This window comes from Vibrio sp. 10N.222.52.B12 (assembly GCF_002875385.1).
Taxonomy (GTDB): domain Bacteria; phylum Pseudomonadota; class Gammaproteobacteria; order Enterobacterales; family Vibrionaceae; genus Vibrio; species Vibrio jasicida.
Genome location: NZ_MDAW01000163.1, coordinates 19,227 through 38,285 on the forward strand (window position 1 = coordinate 19,227; position 19,059 = coordinate 38,285).

At 47.0% G+C, this 19,059-nt stretch carries 18 protein-coding genes; 10 read left to right on the top strand and 8 right to left on the bottom strand.

What is annotated here, in order from left to right; genetic code table 11:
* Genes bcsA through BCT11_RS25700 form a run of 4 tightly spaced genes read left to right on the top strand, consistent with a single transcriptional unit; the run spans position 1 to position 9,776 of the window.
* Positions 1 to 2,634, top strand: a complete 2,634-nt coding sequence (bcsA, locus tag BCT11_RS25685; protein WP_102389605.1) for a UDP-forming cellulose synthase catalytic subunit — start codon at positions 1 to 3, stop codon at positions 2,632 to 2,634.
* Positions 2,624 to 4,915: a cellulose biosynthesis cyclic di-GMP-binding regulatory protein BcsB gene (gene bcsB, locus BCT11_RS25690; RefSeq protein WP_102389606.1), complete on the top strand. Its 2,292-nt coding sequence runs from the start codon at positions 2,624 to 2,626 to the stop codon at positions 4,913 to 4,915. Before bcsA ends, bcsB begins: the two co-directional genes overlap by 11 nt.
* Positions 4,912 to 6,018 carry a cellulose synthase complex periplasmic endoglucanase BcsZ gene (gene bcsZ / locus BCT11_RS25695; protein ID WP_102389608.1) on the top strand — a complete coding sequence of 369 codons (1,107 nt, stop codon included), beginning with the start codon at positions 4,912 to 4,914 and terminating at the stop codon, positions 6,016 to 6,018. The genes bcsB and bcsZ overlap by 4 nt, the downstream gene beginning before the upstream one ends.
* Positions 6,009 to 9,776 (top strand): cellulose synthase subunit BcsC-related outer membrane protein, encoded by a 3,768-nt coding sequence (locus BCT11_RS25700; RefSeq protein ID WP_102389610.1) that lies wholly within the window; start codon positions 6,009 to 6,011, stop codon positions 9,774 to 9,776. The genes bcsZ and BCT11_RS25700 overlap by 10 nt, the downstream gene beginning before the upstream one ends.
* Positions 9,777 to 9,878: 102 nt before the next feature.
* Here BCT11_RS25700 and BCT11_RS25705 read toward each other — a convergent pair whose 3' ends face one another.
* From BCT11_RS25705 to BCT11_RS25720, 4 genes are all read right to left on the bottom strand, one after another.
* Positions 9,879 to 10,733: a co-chaperone YbbN gene (locus BCT11_RS25705; protein WP_045422547.1), complete on the bottom strand. Its 855-nt coding sequence runs from the start codon at positions 10,731 to 10,733 to the stop codon at positions 9,879 to 9,881.
* A gap of 198 nt (positions 10,734 to 10,931) precedes the next feature.
* Positions 10,932 to 11,114: a hypothetical protein gene (locus BCT11_RS28185; RefSeq protein ID WP_198594002.1), complete on the bottom strand. Its 183-nt coding sequence runs from the start codon at positions 11,112 to 11,114 to the stop codon at positions 10,932 to 10,934.
* A 74-nt stretch (positions 11,115 to 11,188) separates the two neighbouring features.
* Entirely contained in the window at positions 11,189 to 12,016 is an 828-nt protein-coding gene (locus BCT11_RS25715) for an SDR family oxidoreductase (RefSeq protein ID WP_102389612.1), read from the bottom strand.
* Positions 12,017 to 12,053: 37 nt separating this feature from the next.
* Positions 12,054 to 12,971 carry a TIGR01777 family oxidoreductase gene (locus BCT11_RS25720; protein ID WP_042604278.1) on the bottom strand — a complete coding sequence of 306 codons (918 nt, stop codon included), beginning with the start codon at positions 12,969 to 12,971 and terminating at the stop codon, positions 12,054 to 12,056.
* 258 nt (positions 12,972 to 13,229) lie between these two features.
* On the opposite strand from BCT11_RS25720, the gene BCT11_RS25725 reads away from it, so the two are divergent.
* The 6 genes from BCT11_RS25725 (at position 13,230) to yfcE (ending at position 16,485) form a co-directional block, all read left to right on the top strand.
* Positions 13,230 to 13,964, top strand: a complete 735-nt coding sequence (locus tag BCT11_RS25725) for a DUF1538 domain-containing protein (RefSeq protein ID WP_038865727.1) — start codon at positions 13,230 to 13,232, stop codon at positions 13,962 to 13,964.
* The gene (locus BCT11_RS25730; protein WP_038865726.1) at positions 13,961 to 14,752 is read left to right on the top strand and encodes a DUF1538 domain-containing protein; all 792 of its coding nucleotides are present in this window, start codon (positions 13,961 to 13,963) and stop codon (positions 14,750 to 14,752) included. The genes BCT11_RS25725 and BCT11_RS25730 overlap by 4 nt, the downstream gene beginning before the upstream one ends.
* Entirely contained in the window at positions 14,742 to 15,092 is a 351-nt protein-coding gene (locus BCT11_RS25735; RefSeq protein WP_005436932.1) for a P-II family nitrogen regulator, read from the top strand. Before BCT11_RS25730 ends, BCT11_RS25735 begins: the two co-directional genes overlap by 11 nt.
* Positions 15,089 to 15,496, top strand: coding sequence for a CBS domain-containing protein (locus tag BCT11_RS25740; protein ID WP_038865724.1), 408 nt, complete (start codon positions 15,089 to 15,091; stop codon positions 15,494 to 15,496). Before BCT11_RS25735 ends, BCT11_RS25740 begins: the two co-directional genes overlap by 4 nt.
* A 163-nt stretch (positions 15,497 to 15,659) precedes the next feature.
* Entirely contained in the window at positions 15,660 to 15,869 is a 210-nt protein-coding gene (locus BCT11_RS28500) for a hypothetical protein (protein ID WP_080774343.1), read from the top strand.
* 70 nt (positions 15,870 to 15,939) lie between these two features.
* Positions 15,940 to 16,485 (top strand): phosphodiesterase, encoded by a 546-nt coding sequence (yfcE, locus tag BCT11_RS25750; protein WP_038877557.1) that lies wholly within the window; start codon positions 15,940 to 15,942, stop codon positions 16,483 to 16,485.
* Positions 16,486 to 16,544: 59 nt separating this feature from the next.
* On the opposite strand, the gene BCT11_RS25755 is transcribed toward yfcE, so the two are convergent.
* The 4 genes from BCT11_RS25755 to BCT11_RS25770 are packed head-to-tail and all read right to left on the bottom strand — an operon-like array spanning position 16,545 to position 19,049.
* Entirely contained in the window at positions 16,545 to 16,823 is a 279-nt protein-coding gene (locus tag BCT11_RS25755; RefSeq protein WP_005436938.1) for a SelT/SelW/SelH family protein, read from the bottom strand.
* 23 nt (positions 16,824 to 16,846) lie between these two features.
* Entirely contained in the window at positions 16,847 to 17,602 is a 756-nt protein-coding gene (locus BCT11_RS25760; protein ID WP_102389622.1) for a sulfite exporter TauE/SafE family protein, read from the bottom strand.
* A gap of 47 nt (positions 17,603 to 17,649) precedes the next feature.
* The gene (gene toxS, locus BCT11_RS25765) at positions 17,650 to 18,165 is read right to left on the bottom strand and encodes a transmembrane regulator ToxS (RefSeq protein ID WP_038865718.1); all 516 of its coding nucleotides are present in this window, start codon (positions 18,163 to 18,165) and stop codon (positions 17,650 to 17,652) included.
* Positions 18,166 to 18,176: 11 nt separating this feature from the next.
* A complete protein-coding gene (locus tag BCT11_RS25770; RefSeq protein WP_042604279.1) occupies positions 18,177 to 19,049 on the bottom strand; it encodes a transcriptional regulator in 873 nt (290 codons plus the stop codon).
* Positions 19,050 to 19,059: the final 10 nt, after the last annotated feature.

Consider the following 19,059-nt stretch of genomic DNA (forward strand, 5'->3'; position numbering starts at 1 on the left):
ATGCGTAGCCTCAACCTTATCTTCCAAAGCTGGATAGTCGATCAATTTCAGTCGCACAAGCAGGCGTATGAGCAAGCTTGGGAGTGCAAAACCAATTGGTTGGGCAACATTGTGCTTTCTGTTTGGTTTTCATTGAGCTTTGTTTTCCTAAAACCTGTGATTTCTGGTGTTCCCTCTTGGAAGCTGCCTCTGGTCTATTTCCCACAAGTTAACTATGCCGCTCCTCGCTTGTTTGACCCGATTCGATTTGTTGTCCAGAGCGTTTGGTTACTGTGTTTTAAGCAAAGTGTGGCGTCCGCTTGGTCTCATCAAGCCAGTAGTGTCGTGATGCATCTTGCTGAGAAAATCCGCAATGCTTTCTACTTGCCGTTTGAGCTGGTGGCGAAAAGTGTTCGTTGGTTAGAAAAGGCCGCAAACCAAGTTAAAGATCCTGAAGTTCGTGAACGCATGAAAGCCAGCAAGTCTGCGATGGCCTTGAACTACGCATTGTTGTTCCTCGTTGTGTTGATCGCGTTGCTCTGTTTTACAGTGCCATTCGGTTACCAAGCGCAGACTGTATTTGTGCTGCTGTTGTGGGCGCTTGCCATGATGGTGCGACGTATGCCGGGGCGCTTTCCGACCATGTTGCTCATCATTCTTTCGGTGACAGCATCGTGTCGTTATCTCTGGTGGCGTTACTCATCAACCTTAAACTGGGACGATCCTATTGCACTGATCTTAGGGGGTATATTGCTTTTAGCAGAAACCTATTCTTGGATAGTGTTGATGCTGGGCTACTTCCAGAATATTTGGCCGCTTAACCGTAAGCCAGTTTCAATGCCACAAGATCAATCGACTTGGCCAACCATCGACTTGATGATTCCAACTTACAACGAAGATCTCGATGTGGTTAAAGCGACGGTATACGCAGCGATGGGGGTGGACTGGCCAAAAGACAAATTGAAAATTCACATTCTCGATGATGGTAAACGAGACAGCTTCCGTGACTTCGCAAAGAGTGTAGGGGTTAACTACATTCGCAGGCCGACTAACGAGCACGCCAAAGCCGGTAACATCAACTATGCGTTAAAGCAGACGGATGGTGAGTTTGTGGCGATCTTCGACTGTGACCACATTCCAACTCGAGCATTCTTCCAGCTCACCATGGGCATGTTCCTCAAAGATCCGAAGCTGGCGCTGATTCAAACTCCGCACCACTTCTTCTCTCCGGACCCGTTTGAACGTAACTTATCGAACTTCCGTAATGTGCCTAACGAAGGCAATTTGTTTTATGGGTTGATTCAAGATGGTAACGATTTATGGGACGCGACGTTTTTCTGTGGATCGTGCGCTATTTTGCGCCGTGAACCGCTTGAAGAAGTGGGTGGTATCGCAGTTGAAACCGTAACGGAAGACGCACATACGTCACTGCGCATGCACCGATTGGGCTATCGCTCTGCTTACCTTAAGCAGCCGATATCAGCGGGTTTAGCGACAGAAACCTTATCGGCACACGTAGGACAACGTATTCGCTGGGCGAGGGGCATGGCGCAGATCTTCAGGGTCGACAACCCGCTCACCGGTAAAGGGCTGAAGTTGTCGCAGCGGCTTTGTTACGTCAATGCCATGCTGCATTTCTTATCCGGTATACCGCGTATTGTGTTTTTGATTGCACCTCTGGCGTTTTTGTTGCTGCACTCTTACGTCATTTACGCACCAGCATTGGCGATTATCTTGTACGTTTTGCCGCACATGATCCACGCTAGTATGACCAACTCACGCATGCAGGGTGACTATCGTTACTCCTTCTGGGGGGAAGTGTATGAAACCGTGCTTGCTTGGTACATCGCAAGACCAACGACCGTCGCTTTGTTTGCGCCTCATAAAGGGACATTCAATGTAACGGCGAAAGGGGGCTTGGTTGAAAGATCGCATTACGACTGGGTGATCTCTCGACCGTATTTGGTGCTTGTGGCACTGAATATTCTTGGTTTTGCCGTGGGCCTGTATCGAATGGGGTGGGGGCCCCAAGATGAGGTCGGCACTGTTATCGTTAACTTAGTATGGACGATGTACAACTTGCTGATCTTAGGTGCAGCGGTCGCGGTTGCGGTAGAAGCGAAACAGGTACGAAAAGATCACCGCGTAGAGGTGGCAATTCCTGTTGCGGTGAGATTGCACTCTGGGCATTTGATTCAAGCTCAGATGAAAGACTTTTCATTGGGGGGCGTCCGCATCGAAATTGATGGCGTTGACGAACAAACTTGCCAGTACTTACTCGGTCAGTCACTCGAAGTGATTCTGAATCGTGGCGGGCAAGAATTCGTGTTCCCGATGACGGTTGCCTATGCTCATAAAGGCATGTTCGGTATGCAACTCAATGAGTTGTCGCATCAACAACAAATCCAATACGTCCAATGTACATTTGCGCGAGCAGATACATGGGCGAAATGGCAACAAGGCTATCAAGCAGATAAGCCACTATCGAGTATGCAAGCCGTTCTACAAGTCGGCTTTAATGGATACAAGCGCTTGCTACAACACTGCCCTAAATTTGTCGTGGTCAGTGTGGATGCACTTTTATTTTGTATCGAATTTATTTGGTCACTTCGACCTCGCTATGTCCCAATCAGGACCACAAGTCATGCTAAATAATAAAAAACTAACAGCGTTGACGACGGCAATCACTCTGATGTGTATGTCGGGCAGTCTCGCGGCACAAGAAGTAAAACAGCAATTGTCGGAACCCCAAGCTCAGAAACAAGACGCGGAAAATGCCACCGTCTTTAAGCGAGTTGTTCCATTTACTCAATTGGGCTACAGCGGCTCAATTGCAATTCAAGGCAGTGAAGCGAACGCTTATGTTGGCTTTGGCTCTCGCCTTGATGAGGTGGTTTCAAAAGCCACGTTGTACTTTGATATTACGCCTTCGCCGGCATTACTTGCCTTGGTTTCACACGTCAAAGTGTACTTGAACAACGAGTTGATGGGCGTGGCGTCTATCGTTGATGGACAGCAGGGTAAAAAGCTTAGTCTTTCTATGCCACTGGATACGCGCTACTTTAGTAACTACAACCAAATTCGTTTTGAGCTGATTGGCAATACTCAAAAAGACTGTGCCAACCCGAATGATTCCAGTATTTGGGCCGAGATCAGCCAAAGTAGCCGCATCGAAATGTTTGTGCAAAAAACGCAGCTAGAAAGCGATTTGAGCTTACTGCCAGCGCCTTTCTTTGATGTTCGTGACTTTAGCCAACTTAATTTGCCTGTTGTGATGGGCGATAAATATGACTTAGACGAAGTGAAAGCCGCTGGTGTTTTGAGTTCCTACTTCGGCTCTTTAGCGGCTTGGCGCGGTGCGCAGTTCCCTCTGAGTTTCGACACTTTGCCAGAGCGCAACGCCGTGGTGTTTATCACTAACGACAACAAACCTGAATTCCTAAAAGACTTCCCAGATACAGATGGCCCGCGTGTACAAGTGATCACCCACCCAACCGACCCATACGTGAAGCTATTGCTGGTAATTGGTCGTGATAGTGCTGACCTAAACACCGCAGTACGTGGATTGGCATTGGGTAACCAGATTCTTACCGGACCCATTGCCAAGATCAACGAGGTGAAGCAAATCAAACCTCGCGTGCCTTACGATGCGCCAAATTGGGTGAGCACAGATCGCCCGGTTGCGTTGTCTGAATTGGTTGAACAAAAGAGCATGCTGCAAGTGGAAGGTCGCACGCCACCACCTATCAGCGTGAGCTTACGTTTGCCGCCAGATTTGTTTACTTGGCAGAGTCGTGGTATTCCAATGGATCTGAACTACCGTTACTCACCACCGACGGAAGACCATTCTGGTTCCCGCCTGACGCTGAGCATTAACGACCAGTTTATCGAAGCTTTTAACCTGACCACTGCGGGTCAAGGTGGCGACTCCAACCGCGTTCGTGTGCCATTGTTGGATGACAGCATTCTGAGCAGCGACGACCGTGTTCGTATTCCGGCATTCAAAGTGGGTAGCAAAAACCAGATCGATTTTGAATTTGGCTTTGCCTCTGTCACAGATGGTCAGTGTCAGGTCACTCAACCAAGCAAACAATATGCCGTGGTTGATGGCGACTCTACGCTCGACTTTAGCGGCTTCCCGCATTACATCGAAATGCCAAACATGCGTGCGTTTGCAACGTCTGGTTTCCCGTACACACGCATGGCGGATCTGTCTGAAACCGCTGTTGTGGTGCCAAAAAACGCACCAAAAGAAGCACTGCAAACCTTCTTGAATGTGATGGGATCTTTGGGCGGTGATTCTGGCTACCCAGGCATCCAAGTATTGTTGACCGATAAGTGGGATGCACAAGCGCTAAAAGACAAAGATATCTTGAGCATTGGAGTGGTGCGTTCATTAGAAGAAGCGGCGAACGACCCAGATCAAGTGAATCTGGTTGTTGAAGCGGGCGAGCGTCAAATTCGTCTACCAAGCAAGAATGAACAGCAGCTTGGTATGAACTGGATGAACCCAAGCGATGCTAACCAAGTGCCTGCTGATTATGTTTCAGTGGAAGCCGGCGGCTCCTTTGCTGCGATTTATGGTATGGAATCACCTTACACAAATAATCGCAGTTTAGTGTCTATTATGGCTGCTCATCCTGCTGATTTTGCTACGGTTGATGAAGCTCTCGCGGATTCGGGCAAAGTGGAGCATATGTTTGGCTCTGTGGTGACACTAAGAAAAGATGAAGTCGCGAGCTATAACGTTGGTTCTCACTACTTTGTGGGTGAATTGCCAGTGTGGCAATTAGTGTGGTTCCACTTCTCAAATCATCCAATCATCGTGGCATGCTTCGCTGCGTTATTGATGGTGATCGTGACTATTGTGCTTTGGCGTGTTCTGCGTCAGGTTGCTGCAAAACGTCTAGAGAAGACTGAGGAGGAAGAGGAATGAAAAAGTTGATTGCACTTATCATGCTACTGACTTCTCCTCCGCTGTGGGCAAACACGTGTGACTGGCCACAATGGGACACATTTAAGTCGGTTTATATGGAACAAGGTCGAGTCGTGGATGGCAGCGATGAACGCATGATCACCACATCGGAAGGCCAGTCCTATGCGTTGTTCTTTGCTTTGGTTGCCGATGATCAAAAAGCGTTTGCCGATGTATTAAACTGGACTCAAGTGCATTTAGCTGGTGGCGACCTTACGGCAAGATTGCCAGCTTGGTTATGGGGCCGAAAAGCGAACGGCAGTTTTGGTGTGTTAGATACCAATGCTGCATCGGATTCCGACCTTTGGATTACTTACGCTTTGGTAGAAGCGGGTCGACTGTGGGATAACTATTATTACCAATCGCTTGGTCATCTGCTTGCTAGTCGTATTCTACGAGAAGAGACTGTGACCATTGACGGTTTGGGCACCGTGTTACTGCCTGCACCAACAGGGTTTGAGTTTGGTGATCGCTACCGTGTGAACCCGAGCTATGTGCCGTTACAGTTGATTGCACGAATGGAAGCTCTGTATCCGCAATATTCATGGGACGGCATGTATAAAGCAAGCGCGCAAATGCTAATGCAAACCATGCCAAAAGGTTTCAGTCCTGATTGGGCAACGCTCAGCCAAGGTCAGTACAGTGCTGACTCGGTGACTGGGCCAATTGGCAGTTACAACGCCATTCGTACCTACTTATGGGCGGGTATGCTTGATGACCAAGTCACAGAAAAAGCTCAGCTGATTCAGCAAATGCAGCCTTTTGTCGCAGCGACTAAAGCGCTCGGCGCACCACCACGAGAAGTGAATACAGAAACGGGTGAGTACACTCAAGTTGGCAGTGCAGGGTTTTCTGCTGCTGCATTGCCTTTGTTGGCGGCGTCTGGTGAGTCTGAGCTGCTCAAAGCACAAGCAAGCCGAGCGCAGCAAGAACTTATCTCGGACAGAAACGACCATTACTACGACAATGTTTTGAGCTTGTTTGGCCTAGGCTGGCATCAGGCACGCTACCGCTTTGGCAAACAAGGTGAACTGTTGCCGGCATGGAGCGAGCAATGCCAATAGCAAGACGTGCTTCGTGGTTGATCTCGCTGGCCATGATGGCGAGCGGGATTGCTCCTGTTTATGCACAAAGTTTTAGCTCAAAGCCGCTTAGCAAAGCGCAGTTAGCCGTGGTTTATCAACCGATCGAAACGGTTCAGTTCTCGACGTCTCTTGCTCGGGTAAACTCGGTGGAGTGGCTGGTTGAACAGCTGAAACTGGCGGATGCAATAGGACGCGACGACATTGTTGAAAGTACGTTAGAGCGTTTGTTTGCGATTGAGGAAGGCAACCCGATTGGCTTGTATTACCAAGCCAATATGTACTTAAAGCGTAAGCAACCTGAGTTGGCGAAGCAGACGTTTCAGCGTTTAACCAAACAATCGCCAAATTCTCCACAAGCCAAAGACTTGGCTGCCATCATGTCTCTTCAAGGAGATAAGAAAGGCGATTACCAACGAGCTAAGTTGCTAGCTAAATCTGGCCGTTACGAAGAAGCCATCCAAGCGTATAAAGTCATTTTTCCAAACGGCATGCCTTCTGCTGCATTGCAGTTAGAGTTTCTTCAGCTGCAAAGCAATCTTGATGGAAGTTGGCAGACAGTAAAACAAGGTTTAGAGCGCTTAAATGCAGATTACCCGGGTGTGCCTCAGTTTCAACTCGCATTGGCGAATCATATCCGCAAAGAGAATCCAGCTGACCCATGGATTTTGGATACCTACAAAAAGCTCGCTTTAGCGCCAGTCATTGGCAGCAGTGCAGCGACATCTTGGCTGCGTGCTCTCGATCAACTGCCTATCTCAGAACAAGTGGTTCAACAATACGCGATTCTTGCGAGTTACTATCCATCAGATCTTGAGATTCAACGCGCCAACCAAGGCGCAAAGAAGCGCTGGGAAACCGAGCAAGATCTACGTAAGGACCCAACCTATCTTGCCAAATTGAAAGGTCTCAAACTGCTGGATGAAGACAAAACCTTGCAAGCTGAGAAGCAGTTGCGTTATGCGATGACGACGCGTCCGAACGACCCAGAAATATTGGGTGGTATGGGCAAGGTCTATCTGCGTAAAGGTCAGCAACAAAAGGCACTTGAGTACTTTGAACGTGCACAGCAGTTAGATAAAGACCCGGATAGTGCCTCGAAATGGGCCACTCTGATTGAAACCTCGCAATATTGGGCTTATTTGGATCAAGGTGATGCACTGGCTGAGAAAGGGCAGTTTAAACAAGCTGAAAGCCTTTACCGTAAAGCCATTCAGTCTGATAAAACACAGCCTTATGCTTTTACCTCTTTAGGGGCGCTTTACTTAGCACAAAAGAACTATGCCGCGGCAGATAAAGCTTATATCCAAGCACTAAAACTTGAAGCGCTGAACGGATCTGCCTTACGTGGACGACTCGATGTTCGTATTGAGCAGCAGGACTGGGCGGGCGCGGCTTCGCTTGCACAGCGCTTTTCTCCAGCGCAAAAACAGGTGGTGTCTGAGAAAATCAATGGCATTCAATCTGAGATCATTCTGGCGAGATTGCGCATTGCGATAGCGAAAGATAACCAAGTAGGTATGCAATCTGCAGTGGAAGAATTGATTGAGCTAAAACCAACATCGCCTTGGTTGAGACTGGACATCGCCGATGTGGTTCACTCTATGGGTGATAAACGTCGTGCCGACAGGCTGATGTCTGAATGGGCGACGAACAGCACTGATCCGGAAATGAAGTTCGCGTATGCCTTGTATCTCGCTCAAGATTTTAAAGTCGATGCGGCGATTTCTGAGTTAGAGAGTGTGCCGAAGCGCGAGGTTACCCCAGCCATGGAGCGTAACCTCACACGCTTAAAGCTCAATGCCGATTTACAAGATTTACCCGCGCGTTATCAGGCCTCACCGAAGACGGTTACTACCATGTTGACGTCGCTTGAGTCGCAATATGCTGGGCAAGTTCAACCTCTAGCGAGGCTTGTAAGTGCTTGGGTAGAGATTGAAAAGGTCAATGAAGCGCAGCGTATTTATCAAAGTATTCGCCCCTCAAGCAAATGGTCTACCGACGAAAAACTCGCTTACGGCAGTATGATGGTGAGCCTGAATCAGTTTGACGATTTCGACCAATGGTACGAAGGCTTGGCGTTGAGTAAAGACCAGCAAGCAGTCAGTGCCTCTGAAGCGCTGCAATTTGATGAACTCAAAACACGTCGTACTTTAGCGCAAGCGGATTTGTTACTCGCGAATCAACGACCAGAGCAAGCAATGGCTTTGTATGAACGTATCTCATCAAAACCTGCACCATTCAAGACGCAAGCTCAGGTGGGGTTGTTGCAAGCCAGTGTGCAGAGCGGAGATGAGGCAACCTATCACGACTTGCATCTGAGCTTGAATAAGAAACGCGACACGCTGAATGCTGCTCAGTTGATGACCGTTGCTTCGGTATTCAATCAACTCGGTTACCGCAATGATGCGAACACCCTGAACCGCTTGCTCGATGATACACAGGACGCTGACGCTCTGGCGTATCGAAACAGCATGTCTATTGCGATGGACAATCAGCAATGGACGTTAGCAGAAGAGCGCGGACGTCAGGCACTGAACAGTGATCGAATTGAAAAAAGTACAAAACCAGATGAAGCAAGTCTAGAGACGCTTACTTTGCGTGAGTTGTATGACACAGCCGATGACTACTGGCTAACGCGAAATGTTAAGTCGGACATCGATACACTCCATGACCGCAGTGATGGTCATGTACTTATTGGTTGGGATTACAGTGCGCGTGATGGGCGTAACTCATCTAACCAAGTGCCAATCGAAGCGCGTATTCCGATTGAGTCACTCGATGGGCATCTGCTGCTGAGAGCGGATTACGTATCTATCGATTCGGGTAAGTTAGATTACTACGAGAAGGATCCTAAAAACTTCCCAACCATAACAACGGTTCAAAATGATGCATCAGGTATGGCGCTGGGTGTGGGTTGGCAAGCCAAAGATTGGCAAGTGGATATCGGCACTACACCGATTGGTTTTGACCATACTACTTGGGTAGGCGGGGTCAGTGTGGATGGTGATCTCGGGGACTTCGGATGGACAGCAGAAGCGTCTCGCCGACCTGAAACCAGCAGCACACTTTCTTATGCTGGAATGACAGTACCGAGTGGAACCAGTGATCCCCAAGGCAAAAAATGGGGTGGTGTAGTTCGAACTGGCGTTAAGCTCAATTCGAGCTGGGATATAGGTGGCCCTTACGGTTTTTGGAGCAGCCTGCAATACCATGCACTGACGGGTGAAAATGTTGAAGACAACACTCGCCTCGGTGTGCTTGGTGGGGCTTACTACAAACTGATCGCAACGGATGATCAGCGCCTGAGTATTGGCACTAACTTGATGTACCTCGACTATGACAAAAACTTGGGTGAATACACACTTGGTCATGGTGGCTACTACAGCCCGCAAAGTTATTTCTCTGTGTCATTGCCAGTCAACTATTACGGTCGCTACGACAGCACATGGTCGTATCAATTGAGTGCTTCCATTTCTAACTCATGGACAGAAGAAGATGCGCCTTATTTATCTTCTGGTGATAGTTCTGAGCGCGGTGGCGGCTTTGGTGCTTCGCTGCAAGCAGCCGTTGAGAAACGAGTGAGTAAACGTTGGTATATCGGTGCGCTGGTGGATCTACAGCGTTCAGAGTTTTACACGCCAAACCATTTCATGCTGTACGGAAAATACACCTTCAATGACCGCTGGCAGCCGATTGAATACCCACCTGCGGTACCTACGCTGTACAGTGATTTTTAGTACCAGTCTCTCGCGACGAGTATTTTAGGAATGGTAGAAACAACAAAGGCCGGAGTTTTCCGGCCTTTTCTATTTGAGCTGTCCTGATTTAAATCGATTCGCTTAGTACAAAATCGAGTAAAGTTGACGGCGGTACTTACTTGCCAGAGCGTTGCCTTGGCCAAGTGCGCTCAAGATATCCATAAAGACTTTCTTCACTTCACCATCTTGTGCGCCTAGGTTGGCCTTAAGAATGTTCCAAAGTAGCTCTAACGCTTCTTCATCGCGACCTACTTGGTTGTACTGAACGGCAAGTTCACACGCCAATTCAATGTTATCAGGGTTTGCTGCTAGTTCTTGTTCAAGACGTTGAAGCTCTGGGCTTTCCGCTGCTTGAAGATGCAGGTCTAACTTCGCGATCAAACCTTTGTAGTAGTTGTCTTGGTATTCCAGTGGAATCGCGCTTAACAGCGTTTGTGCCAATTCAAACTGTTTGGTTTCCAGCAAGCAATCTGCCATCGCCAGTTTCACGTCGCCGCGGTTTTGAAGCTCTTCCGATAGCGTTTGAAGAATCGCTAATGCTTGAGCGTGCTCACCTTGTTGGAGCAATTCATTTGCTTGCTTCAACTGCATCTCATCTTGGCTTGGTAGATGCTTTTGCAGCATTGCTGTAATCGCATCAATAGTCTGAGGGCCACCCATACCATCGACAGCTTGACCATTCATGAACAATGCGATGGTCGGTAGCACTTGCACGCCAAATTGAGAAGCAAGGGCCGGTTGCTGTTCACAGTTCAATAGAGCAAGGGTAAATGCGCCGTTGTATTGCTGAGTCAGCATTTGTAATTCAGGAATCACTTGTGCGCTTTCTGGTTGAGCGCTTGCCCAAAAGTGGATCAATACAGGCGTGTTCATTGACCCTTCAAGCGTTTCACGGAAGTTTTGTTCTGTTAACTCAACGATAAATGGGGATTGCATCAGAGTATCCTTGCTTTTTGTTTCTTGTCGTTGATTGTAGATATGGAGTTGATATTTGGGAAATTCAAGCGATAGAAAGGAAAAACGCTGCCGAAGCAGCGTATTCCTGATAGCAAGCGAAAGTGCTATTAAATTTGGCTAGTCCAGCACGCTTTAGAAAGTCTTGTTAGACGTTATAGTGGTGTGCTGGGTGTGGTATCAAAATAGGATGAACATGGTCAACACTACACCCACACTAAGCCAGTTAAGCTGATTTAATGTCATTATTGTCTCGCGAAAATACAAAACAGAAAGGGTGGCGATACCAAATCTAAAGTGAGTATCCACATCGCGTTCAGGCACGATGGATGAAGATACTGACTTAGAAATTGATTCGAACATTGAGGCTTTCTTAACCTACATGCTCATAATGACATCACATTGTTACGGTAAAATTACATCGTGATAAAAATTTTTTATGCTGCTTGTCGCAAAATCTTATCAAGAATACGAGTTGGTAACAGGCGCTTCAATACCGCAAAAACTTTGGTCGGTGTGGTGATTCGGTAACGGATTTTGGGTTTATCACTGGTGAGTGCGTGAAGCACTGGCTCAATACAAGACTCAGCTGGAAGGACAAATTTGTTGTTCGACTTGTCGTTATCCAAACGCTGCTTTTGTCCTTCGTAAGCCGCTCTGTGGGCACTGTTTTCCACATCAATCCACTGCTCAAACGCTTTTAAGGCATTTTGTCTAAACTGGGTTTCTATTGGGCCGGGTTCGATCAGTGCAACTTTGATGTTGGTGTCCATCAATTCCAAACGTAGCGTGTCTGTCCAGCCTTCAAGAGCGAACTTAGAGGCGTTATAGGCACCACGATATTTCATCGCGGCGAATCCTAGCACAGAGCTGTTTTGGATGATTCTTCCTTCACCCTGTTTGCGCATGTGTGGCAACACTTCTCTTACGAGTTGGTGCCAGCCAAAAAAGTTGGTCTGAAATTGTGCTTGAAGTGCTTCTGTCGGTAGATCTTCTAATGCGCCAGGTTGTCCGTAAGCGCCATTGTTAAACACGGCATAGAGTGTCCCCTCGGCCAGTTCCAGAGCTGTTGAAACTCCAGCAGAAATACTTTGAGGATCATTAAGATCTAACTGAATGCAGATTAAGCCTTCACTGGTTAAGCGTTGAACATCTTGCTTGTTGCGACACGAGGCAATAACGTGAAAGCCCTCTTTTTGTAAAGCGTGGGCACACACGTAACCGATGCCTGTAGAGCATCCGGTGATTAAAACTGACTTTTTCATAGTAAGGGGCTCACTGGGAGGTAGTGAGCCTTATGATTCAACAACTTCTGTCTTGAAGCAAGTTCTTGAGTGCGGGTTCAACTCTTGAGTAGCTGAACTTGAAACCAAGCTCGGTCAGTTTCTTAGGCTTAGCGCGAATGCTATCAAACAGTAAGCACGATGACTCTCCCATCGCCATGTTCATCACCCATTTAGGAGTAAACAGGATATGCGGTCGCTTGAGGGTTTTCGCCAGTGTACCGCTAAAGATTCGGTTGCTGACAGGGTGGGGGGCGCACAAGTTGAACTCACCATGAGCATGTGGGGTTTCAAGTAGGTACATGATAGCGCGAACCATATCCAGAATATGAATCCAAGGCATGTACTGTTTACCGCTTCCCATCGGCCCACCTACACCTAGTTTGTAGGGCATCAGCATTTTTGCCAACGCACCTCCATTTTGACCGAGGACAACACCAGTACGAATTAAACACACTCGTGTTTGTTCAGATTCTGCACGCTTGGCAATTTGCTCCCAACGAGCACACACAGAATGAGCGAAAGCATCGCTATTCACGTGTAAGCACTCGTCAAACGGGTGGTCTTGCTGGTCACCGTAATAACCTACGGCAGAACCACTAATGAACACCGACGGTGGCTCAGTACTCGCATGAATCAATTCAACGATCCGCTCGGTCACTTTCCACCGACTGTTACAAATGACCTCTTTCTGCTCCTTGCTCCAGCGTTTATCTGCAATCGGTTCGCCGGCAAGGTTAATCACCGCATCGACGTCATTGAGATCTTCAATCGAATCAAGGGAGTCGAGGTATTCTATATTACCGACATCAGCATGCTGTAGGCGTTGCTTCGCCTGCTCTGGGGTGCGAGTAAGCAGCATGACTTGATGCGTGGTAAGCAGTTTAAGTAACTCAGAGCCAATAAAGCCTGTACCACCGGTCAGTAATATCTTCATGTTATCCCTTTGATTGTAAAACTATTCAAACATTATAGTCGTTAACGGCCTAGCATGATCATTTCAATGACTTGCGTTGTCGATTTTATTATTAGTTCCTAAGTAGTTAGAAGCGTTTTGTTGTGAAGCGATGTGAAGCTCACAATTTGAATAAATGTAACAAGATGTTATTAATCATCGAGTGCGGCTCACACTTAGTTGCAGGAAACTGTGTCATGCTGACTTTAAAGGAAGATGACATTAGGGTAGGAGGCGTATATGGAAGCATTTTTTGCTCTGTTTCGAGCCTTACTCAGCAGTGCTCGCGACCTACTACCTATCGTTCTTGTTATTACCTTTTTTCAGCTCGTTGTTTTGCAAGAGCCACTCCCTAATCTTGTCTCCATTCTATTTGGCCTTCTTTTGGTTATTCTCGGCTTGACCTTCTTTATCTTTGGTTTGGAGCTTGGGTTATTCCCGATTGGCGAAAACATGGCGCAAGCTTTTGCCAGTAAAGGCAGCGTGTTTTGGCTGCTGATTTTCGCATTCTGCTTAGGCTTCGGTACAACCATTGCTGAACCAGCATTGACTGCTGTAGCGGAAGAAGCTTCGGAGGTGGCGGCTGAGGGAGGGATGATTGCCAATACTGAGCAATCAATGGAGGAATACGCAGATGGCTTGCGCTTAACGGTTGCTTTGTCGGTGGGCGTGGCGATTGTATTAGGCGTACTTCGGATTCTAAAAGGTTGGCCGATTCAGTACATGATCATCGGAGGCTACATCGGCGTTGTGATACTGACGGGATTTGCGCCGGAATCTATCATCGGTGTGGCTTACGATTCTGGCGGTGTGACGACTTCTACCATCACGGTGCCTCTGGTTACTGCTCTTGGGGTTGGGCTCGCATCGGCGATCAAAGGACGCAATCCCATGATTGATGGGTTTGGACTTATCGCTTTTGCCTCCTTGTTACCGATGATGTTTGTGATGGTTTATGGGATGGTGGTGGCATGATTTCCTTTGCGCATTTCATCGATACTTTTATCTCAACCATCACTGATGTGGTTCCTATCGCGACCATTATCTTCGGTTTTCAGTTGGCAGTGCTGCGCCGTCCAGTTTCAAACTTACCCAAAGTAATACTTGGCTTTGGTTACGTTATTTTAGGGTTATCGTTATTTTTGCTTGGTTTGGAAATGGCGCTGTTTCCACTTGGTGAAACCATGGCGACTCAATTGACTGCACCAGCTTTCTTGCTGGAGTTTAAAGTCTCAATCGGCCAAGCCTTGAGTTGGGTTGATTATTACTGGGTGTACATCTTCGCTTTCTTTATCGGTTTTAGTACCACCATAGCGGAGCCTTCTCTTATCGCGGTGGCCATTAAAGCTAATCAAGTGTCTGGTGGCAGCATCAGTGTGAACGGGTTACGTGTTGCTGTTGCTTTAGGTGTCGCGGTTGGCATTGCGTTGGGCAGTTACCGAATCGTAGTGGGCGATCCGATTCACTATTACATCATTGCAGGTTATATCGTGGTGGTGATTCAAACCTTTTACGCGCCAAAGCTAATCGTTCCTTTGGCTTACGATTCGGGTGGCGTGACGACGTCTACGGTCACAGTGCCTTTGGTGACTGCACTTGGCTTGGGGTTGGCATCGACGGTTCCGGGACGAAACCCCATGATAGATGGCTTTGGTTTGATCGCCTTTGCCAGTTTATTCCCAATAATTTCTGTCATGGGCTATGCCCAAATCACCCAGTGGTTAAACAAAGAGACTGCGGAGGAAAAAGAGAATGCGCTTTAAACTAATACTGGCCTTTGTAGAGGATAGCAAGACCGACAAAGTGCTGGATGCGGCTCGTGATGCAGGGGCAACGGGTGCTACGGTGATTAACAACGCTCGAGGGCAAGGTTTAAACCAAAAACGCACCTTCTTTGGATTGACTTTAGAAGTGCAAAAAGACGTGTTGTTGTTTGTTGTTGAAGAGCATTTATCCAGACACATACTAGAGACAATCAGCGAGGTCGGAGAGTTTGACCAAGAGTCAGGCCAAGGCATTGCCGTACAAATTGATGTCGAGGATGCGGTTGGCGTCGCGCACCAAGTAGAAAAACTGACCAAAGTGGTAGAGGACGAATTATGAGTAATCACGAGTTAATTCGAGTCAGAGACGTGATGGCTGCAACGTATATCATTGTAGATGGGTTAATCACGGTTCATGAAGGTATTACGTTAGCGAAAAGGAGTGAAGTTAAAGCGCTGGTGATTAATAAGCGTGATAGCGATGATGAATATGGCATTGTTCTGATGAACGATATCGCTAAAAAAGTTCTGGCAAAAAATCGTTCTCCGCAACGAACCAATCTTTATGAAATCATGACTAAACCAGCACTGTCCGTCGATCCCAACATGAATGTGAAATATTGCGCACGCTTATTTGAACGATTTGGTATTAGTCGCGCACCAGTGATTGAAAATGGTGAGGTCATTGGCATGGTGAGTTACAACAACATTGTGATTAATGGTATGGCGAGAGAAGAGGTATAGGCGGCTCTTTTCGTTAATGGCTCAATAGAGGGTAAGAAGGGAAACATTCTCATCACAGCGACAAATAGCAAACCGAGTAATAATTACTTATTTGTGCCATTGCATATCCGTAAACTGAGGCTTATCCTTTGAGAATTAAAGAAATAATTGAGGATGTCATGTCATGCCGCTAGTTGCTTGCCCTGTGTGCGAGAAGCAAATATCAAAACGAGCTCACACCTGTCCAGGATGTGGAGAGCCAGACCCACTAAACCACCTAGCCAAGTCTAAGTTTTTATCGATGATATTTTGGGCTGTAATCCTTGTGGGGGCCGGTTATTTTGCTTGGTTCTACTTGGTGCCAATGTTGGTTGAAATGCTTCGTAATCACTAGTTTTGTACTTTGGTTGAGCTTCTATAAGAATGCCGTAGAATACCCTCATACATTTTGAGGAGACGATGTCGTGAAACTATTTTTTGCCTCAGACTTGCATGGCTCTTTGCCGGCAACCGAAGAAACTATCCAGCTTTATTTGGCCTCTGGTGCTGACCATCTGATCTTATTGGGTGATACGTTAAACCACGGGCCAAGAAATCCAATCCCAGAAGGTTACAACCCGCCACAAGTCGCAGAGTTACTTAATCAATATAGTGAGCAGATCATCTCTGTTCGTGGTAATTGTGACAGTGAAGTTGACCAAATGCTGTTGAACTTCCCAATGATGACGGAATACGCATGGCTACTATTGGAGTCGGGTAAGCGTATGTTCCTCACTCATGGTCATTTATACAACAGTACAAAACGCCCGCCATTGCGTGAAGGCGACATCATTGCTCATGGTCATACTCATGTTCCAGTGGCAGAGATGCAAGAAGGTGCGATCATCTTTAATCCGGGATCAATGACCTTCCCAAGAAATGGCTTGTCACGTAGCTATGGTTTGATGGAAGGCAACACACTAACGGTGCAAACGCCAGAAGGTGAAGTGTTAGCACAGACCACGATTTAATTTTCGTGTCATCGAATAAATCGGTAATTAGATAAGTAATCAAGGGGGCCATTGGCTCCCTATTTTGTATCTGAATGACCCAAATCGCGCTCTGGATCGATGATGTCTCTTACGCGTTGTTTTAGGATTTTGGCTTCAGGGAAACCCCCGTCTTTTTTACGTTCCCAAATCTGGACGCCATTGCAAAAAATCTCAAAACGGCCACCCGTATCAGGATGTAAGCTGACGGTTTCAATCTCTTCACTGAATGTATGAAGCAATTCTTGCGATAGCCAAGTTGAACGCAACATCCAATTGCACTGACGACAGTAGTGAATGTCTATGATGGCTTTATCCATTTCTAATTTCCTTTCTTTAAATACTAAAGCAACAGTTTGATGCCGACTGCAAAGGTGAGGATTTCAAACGCGATTTTGATAACTCGATTGCTGTACTTTGTCGCCGCCCATGCACCTAAGCTGCCGCCTAAAAATGAACTCACTAATAAAACCGGTAACCAGGCCCAATGAATTGGCGCTCCGGCTTGTACCACTGCGACGCCACCGATACCATTCCAAAACAGACCGACACAAATCATTGTATAGGCCACCGCTTGCTTGTAGTCGTAACCAAACCAACGCACAAGGAAAAGGGTAACAAGCAAGCCAGAGCCGGCAGTCAACGAGCCATTCACGATACCAATGAACATCAAACCTAACCCGCCGACTATCCAGCCAAACGTATCGCGATGAGTTGGTATCTCTGTCTGCCCCAACTGTTTCTTGAAGCGAGAGTAAATTCCAAGAGCTAGGATCATCGAGCCAAGCATTTTCTCTGCGATATTGTCGGGGATTTGGACAATCAAATTTGCACCAATTACAACGCCAATGCTGCCAACTAGAATCAGGTAAAGCGCAATTTCAGGCTTTATTGTTCCGGCTTTGAGGTGGGTACTCGCTGCGCCTAACCCAAGAGCCACTGATGCTACTTTATGTGTACCGAGTGCTACAGAGAAAGGCAAACCGAGAAAGATCAATAACGGAAATTGCAGCAAGCCCGCGCCTCCGCCAGAAAGCGAAGCAAGCGTATTTGCAATGAGGGAACCAAAGAAGAGGGTAAGGGTATCTAGCCAGTCCATGTCCAAAATAAAAGGGGGCATCTTGCCCCCTTATCATCGAATCAAAATCAGTTTCTAAACAGTACCGTAGAACCGTGGTTCAGGCTAGTCAGTAGTAACGTTTTTTCGTTCACGACATCAATGCGACGGCTCTGCTCGGCATCTAACTTAAAGATTTGAGTAATGAGACGAAGTTGCGATTCAGAGAAGTCTTTGGACTGAGAGGCCGAAATGTCTTTGAACTCAGCAGGCGATACCAACAAATAATTGTCGCTCACTTCCCATCGACCTTTTTCCGAAATGTTGATGGTTGACTCCGCCGTTGAGTCTTGCGCAAACAATCGAATATTTGCTACACGGATGTAGTCACCGTTTGGTAAATACTTCACGTTCGATTCTACATTGACTTTGCGTAGTGGGCCTACAGTATCGTCTGGCAAGTTATCAGTGATCAGTGTGACCATGGTAGATTGCCATTCGTTTGCTGTCAGTACTTGTTCTACTTTTAGGTCACTGCCCCAATATAACCAGCCACTAAAAAGGATAGATACGGCTAAAACCGCAGATGCTATTTTAATCTTCATTTCAGCCTCCTTTAGTTGCAGATGTCTGTTGGGTCATTACGACCAGCGAAGATTCGCAGCGTCACATTCTCGTATGAATGGTCGCTATCATGAATATAGTTAAGTATCAGTTGATTGTTCTGGCCGCCAGTGGCGATAACTTCGACTGGCGAAGACTCTTCCGCATGATGCTCCACATAACGTTTGATGCACTGCTCAATGGATGGCAGCCAATCGTTCAATTGTGGGTGATTAATGGGTGTCATAACGGGGACGTTATGGTACTCACCAACTTGACGGAATTGAGACTCTGCAGGATTAGTTAGTAACAATACGCACACTGGCAATAGCAGAGCGACAATAACAAGCACGCGCGCGATCCAGTGGTTTGCTTTTGGTGCTGGCGTTGTTTTTGGTGTTTCTAATGACGCTTCAAGTTCAACAGGGGCTTCAGCAATTGTTTCCGTCGAAGATTCTGTGAATTGCTCTAAATCTACGACAGGCGCTTCGTTTTCATTCTCTGGATCATCAAGCTCAGGGAGAGAATCAGAAGACAACGGGCTTAAACGTTCAACAGAACAAATCAATTGGTAACCGCGTTTAGGAACTGTTTTTACGAATTCTGGCGATTTAGTTGAATCCTTCAACATTTTTCGCAGGGTAGAAATTGCTTGAGTTAGGCTTGAGTCATCCACCTCGAAGCCTTGTTCGCGCCAAACAAACTCATGCAACTCGTTACGTGTTAATACTTCGTTAGGTCTCTCTGCCAACAACAGGAGTATACGGCTTTCGTTGCTTCCTAATCGTACAACTTCGTTGCCACTTTGTTGGTCAGCGAGCGAATTACTATTTGGGTCAAAGACAAATCTTTGAGCAAGCAGAAATTTGGTGCCGATGTTAGTCATTTAGTTCTTC

What these genes read in the sequence shown, in the direction of transcription:
- bcsA (WP_102389605.1), top strand. Translation starts at nt 1, where the DNA reads ATGCGTAGCCTCAACCTTATCTTCCAAAGCTGGATAGTCGATCAATTT.
- bcsB (WP_102389606.1), top strand. Translation starts at nt 2,624, where the DNA reads ATGCTAAATAATAAAAAACTAACAGCGTTGACGACGGCAATCACTCTG.
- bcsZ (WP_102389608.1), top strand. Translation starts at nt 4,912, where the DNA reads ATGAAAAAGTTGATTGCACTTATCATGCTACTGACTTCTCCTCCGCTG.
- BCT11_RS25700 (WP_102389610.1), top strand. Translation starts at nt 6,009, where the DNA reads ATGCCAATAGCAAGACGTGCTTCGTGGTTGATCTCGCTGGCCATGATG.
- BCT11_RS25705 (WP_045422547.1), bottom strand. Translation starts at nt 10,733, where the DNA reads ATGCAATCCCCATTTATCGTTGAGTTAACAGAACAAAACTTCCGTGAA.
- BCT11_RS28185 (WP_198594002.1), bottom strand. Translation starts at nt 11,114, where the DNA reads ATGTTCGAATCAATTTCTAAGTCAGTATCTTCATCCATCGTGCCTGAA.
- BCT11_RS25715 (WP_102389612.1), bottom strand. Translation starts at nt 12,016, where the DNA reads ATGAAAAAGTCAGTTTTAATCACCGGATGCTCTACAGGCATCGGTTAC.
- BCT11_RS25720 (WP_042604278.1), bottom strand. Translation starts at nt 12,971, where the DNA reads ATGAAGATATTACTGACCGGTGGTACAGGCTTTATTGGCTCTGAGTTA.
- BCT11_RS25725 (WP_038865727.1), top strand. Translation starts at nt 13,230, where the DNA reads ATGGAAGCATTTTTTGCTCTGTTTCGAGCCTTACTCAGCAGTGCTCGC.
- BCT11_RS25730 (WP_038865726.1), top strand. Translation starts at nt 13,961, where the DNA reads ATGATTTCCTTTGCGCATTTCATCGATACTTTTATCTCAACCATCACT.
- BCT11_RS25735 (WP_005436932.1), top strand. Translation starts at nt 14,742, where the DNA reads ATGCGCTTTAAACTAATACTGGCCTTTGTAGAGGATAGCAAGACCGAC.
- BCT11_RS25740 (WP_038865724.1), top strand. Translation starts at nt 15,089, where the DNA reads ATGAGTAATCACGAGTTAATTCGAGTCAGAGACGTGATGGCTGCAACG.
- BCT11_RS28500 (WP_080774343.1), top strand. Translation starts at nt 15,660, where the DNA reads ATGCCGCTAGTTGCTTGCCCTGTGTGCGAGAAGCAAATATCAAAACGA.
- BCT11_RS25755 (WP_005436938.1), bottom strand. Translation starts at nt 16,823, where the DNA reads ATGGATAAAGCCATCATAGACATTCACTACTGTCGTCAGTGCAATTGG.
- BCT11_RS25760 (WP_102389622.1), bottom strand. Translation starts at nt 17,602, where the DNA reads ATGGACTGGCTAGATACCCTTACCCTCTTCTTTGGTTCCCTCATTGCA.
- toxS (WP_038865718.1), bottom strand. Translation starts at nt 18,165, where the DNA reads ATGAAGATTAAAATAGCATCTGCGGTTTTAGCCGTATCTATCCTTTTT.
- BCT11_RS25770 (WP_042604279.1), bottom strand. Translation starts at nt 19,049, where the DNA reads ATGACTAACATCGGCACCAAATTTCTGCTTGCTCAAAGATTTGTCTTT.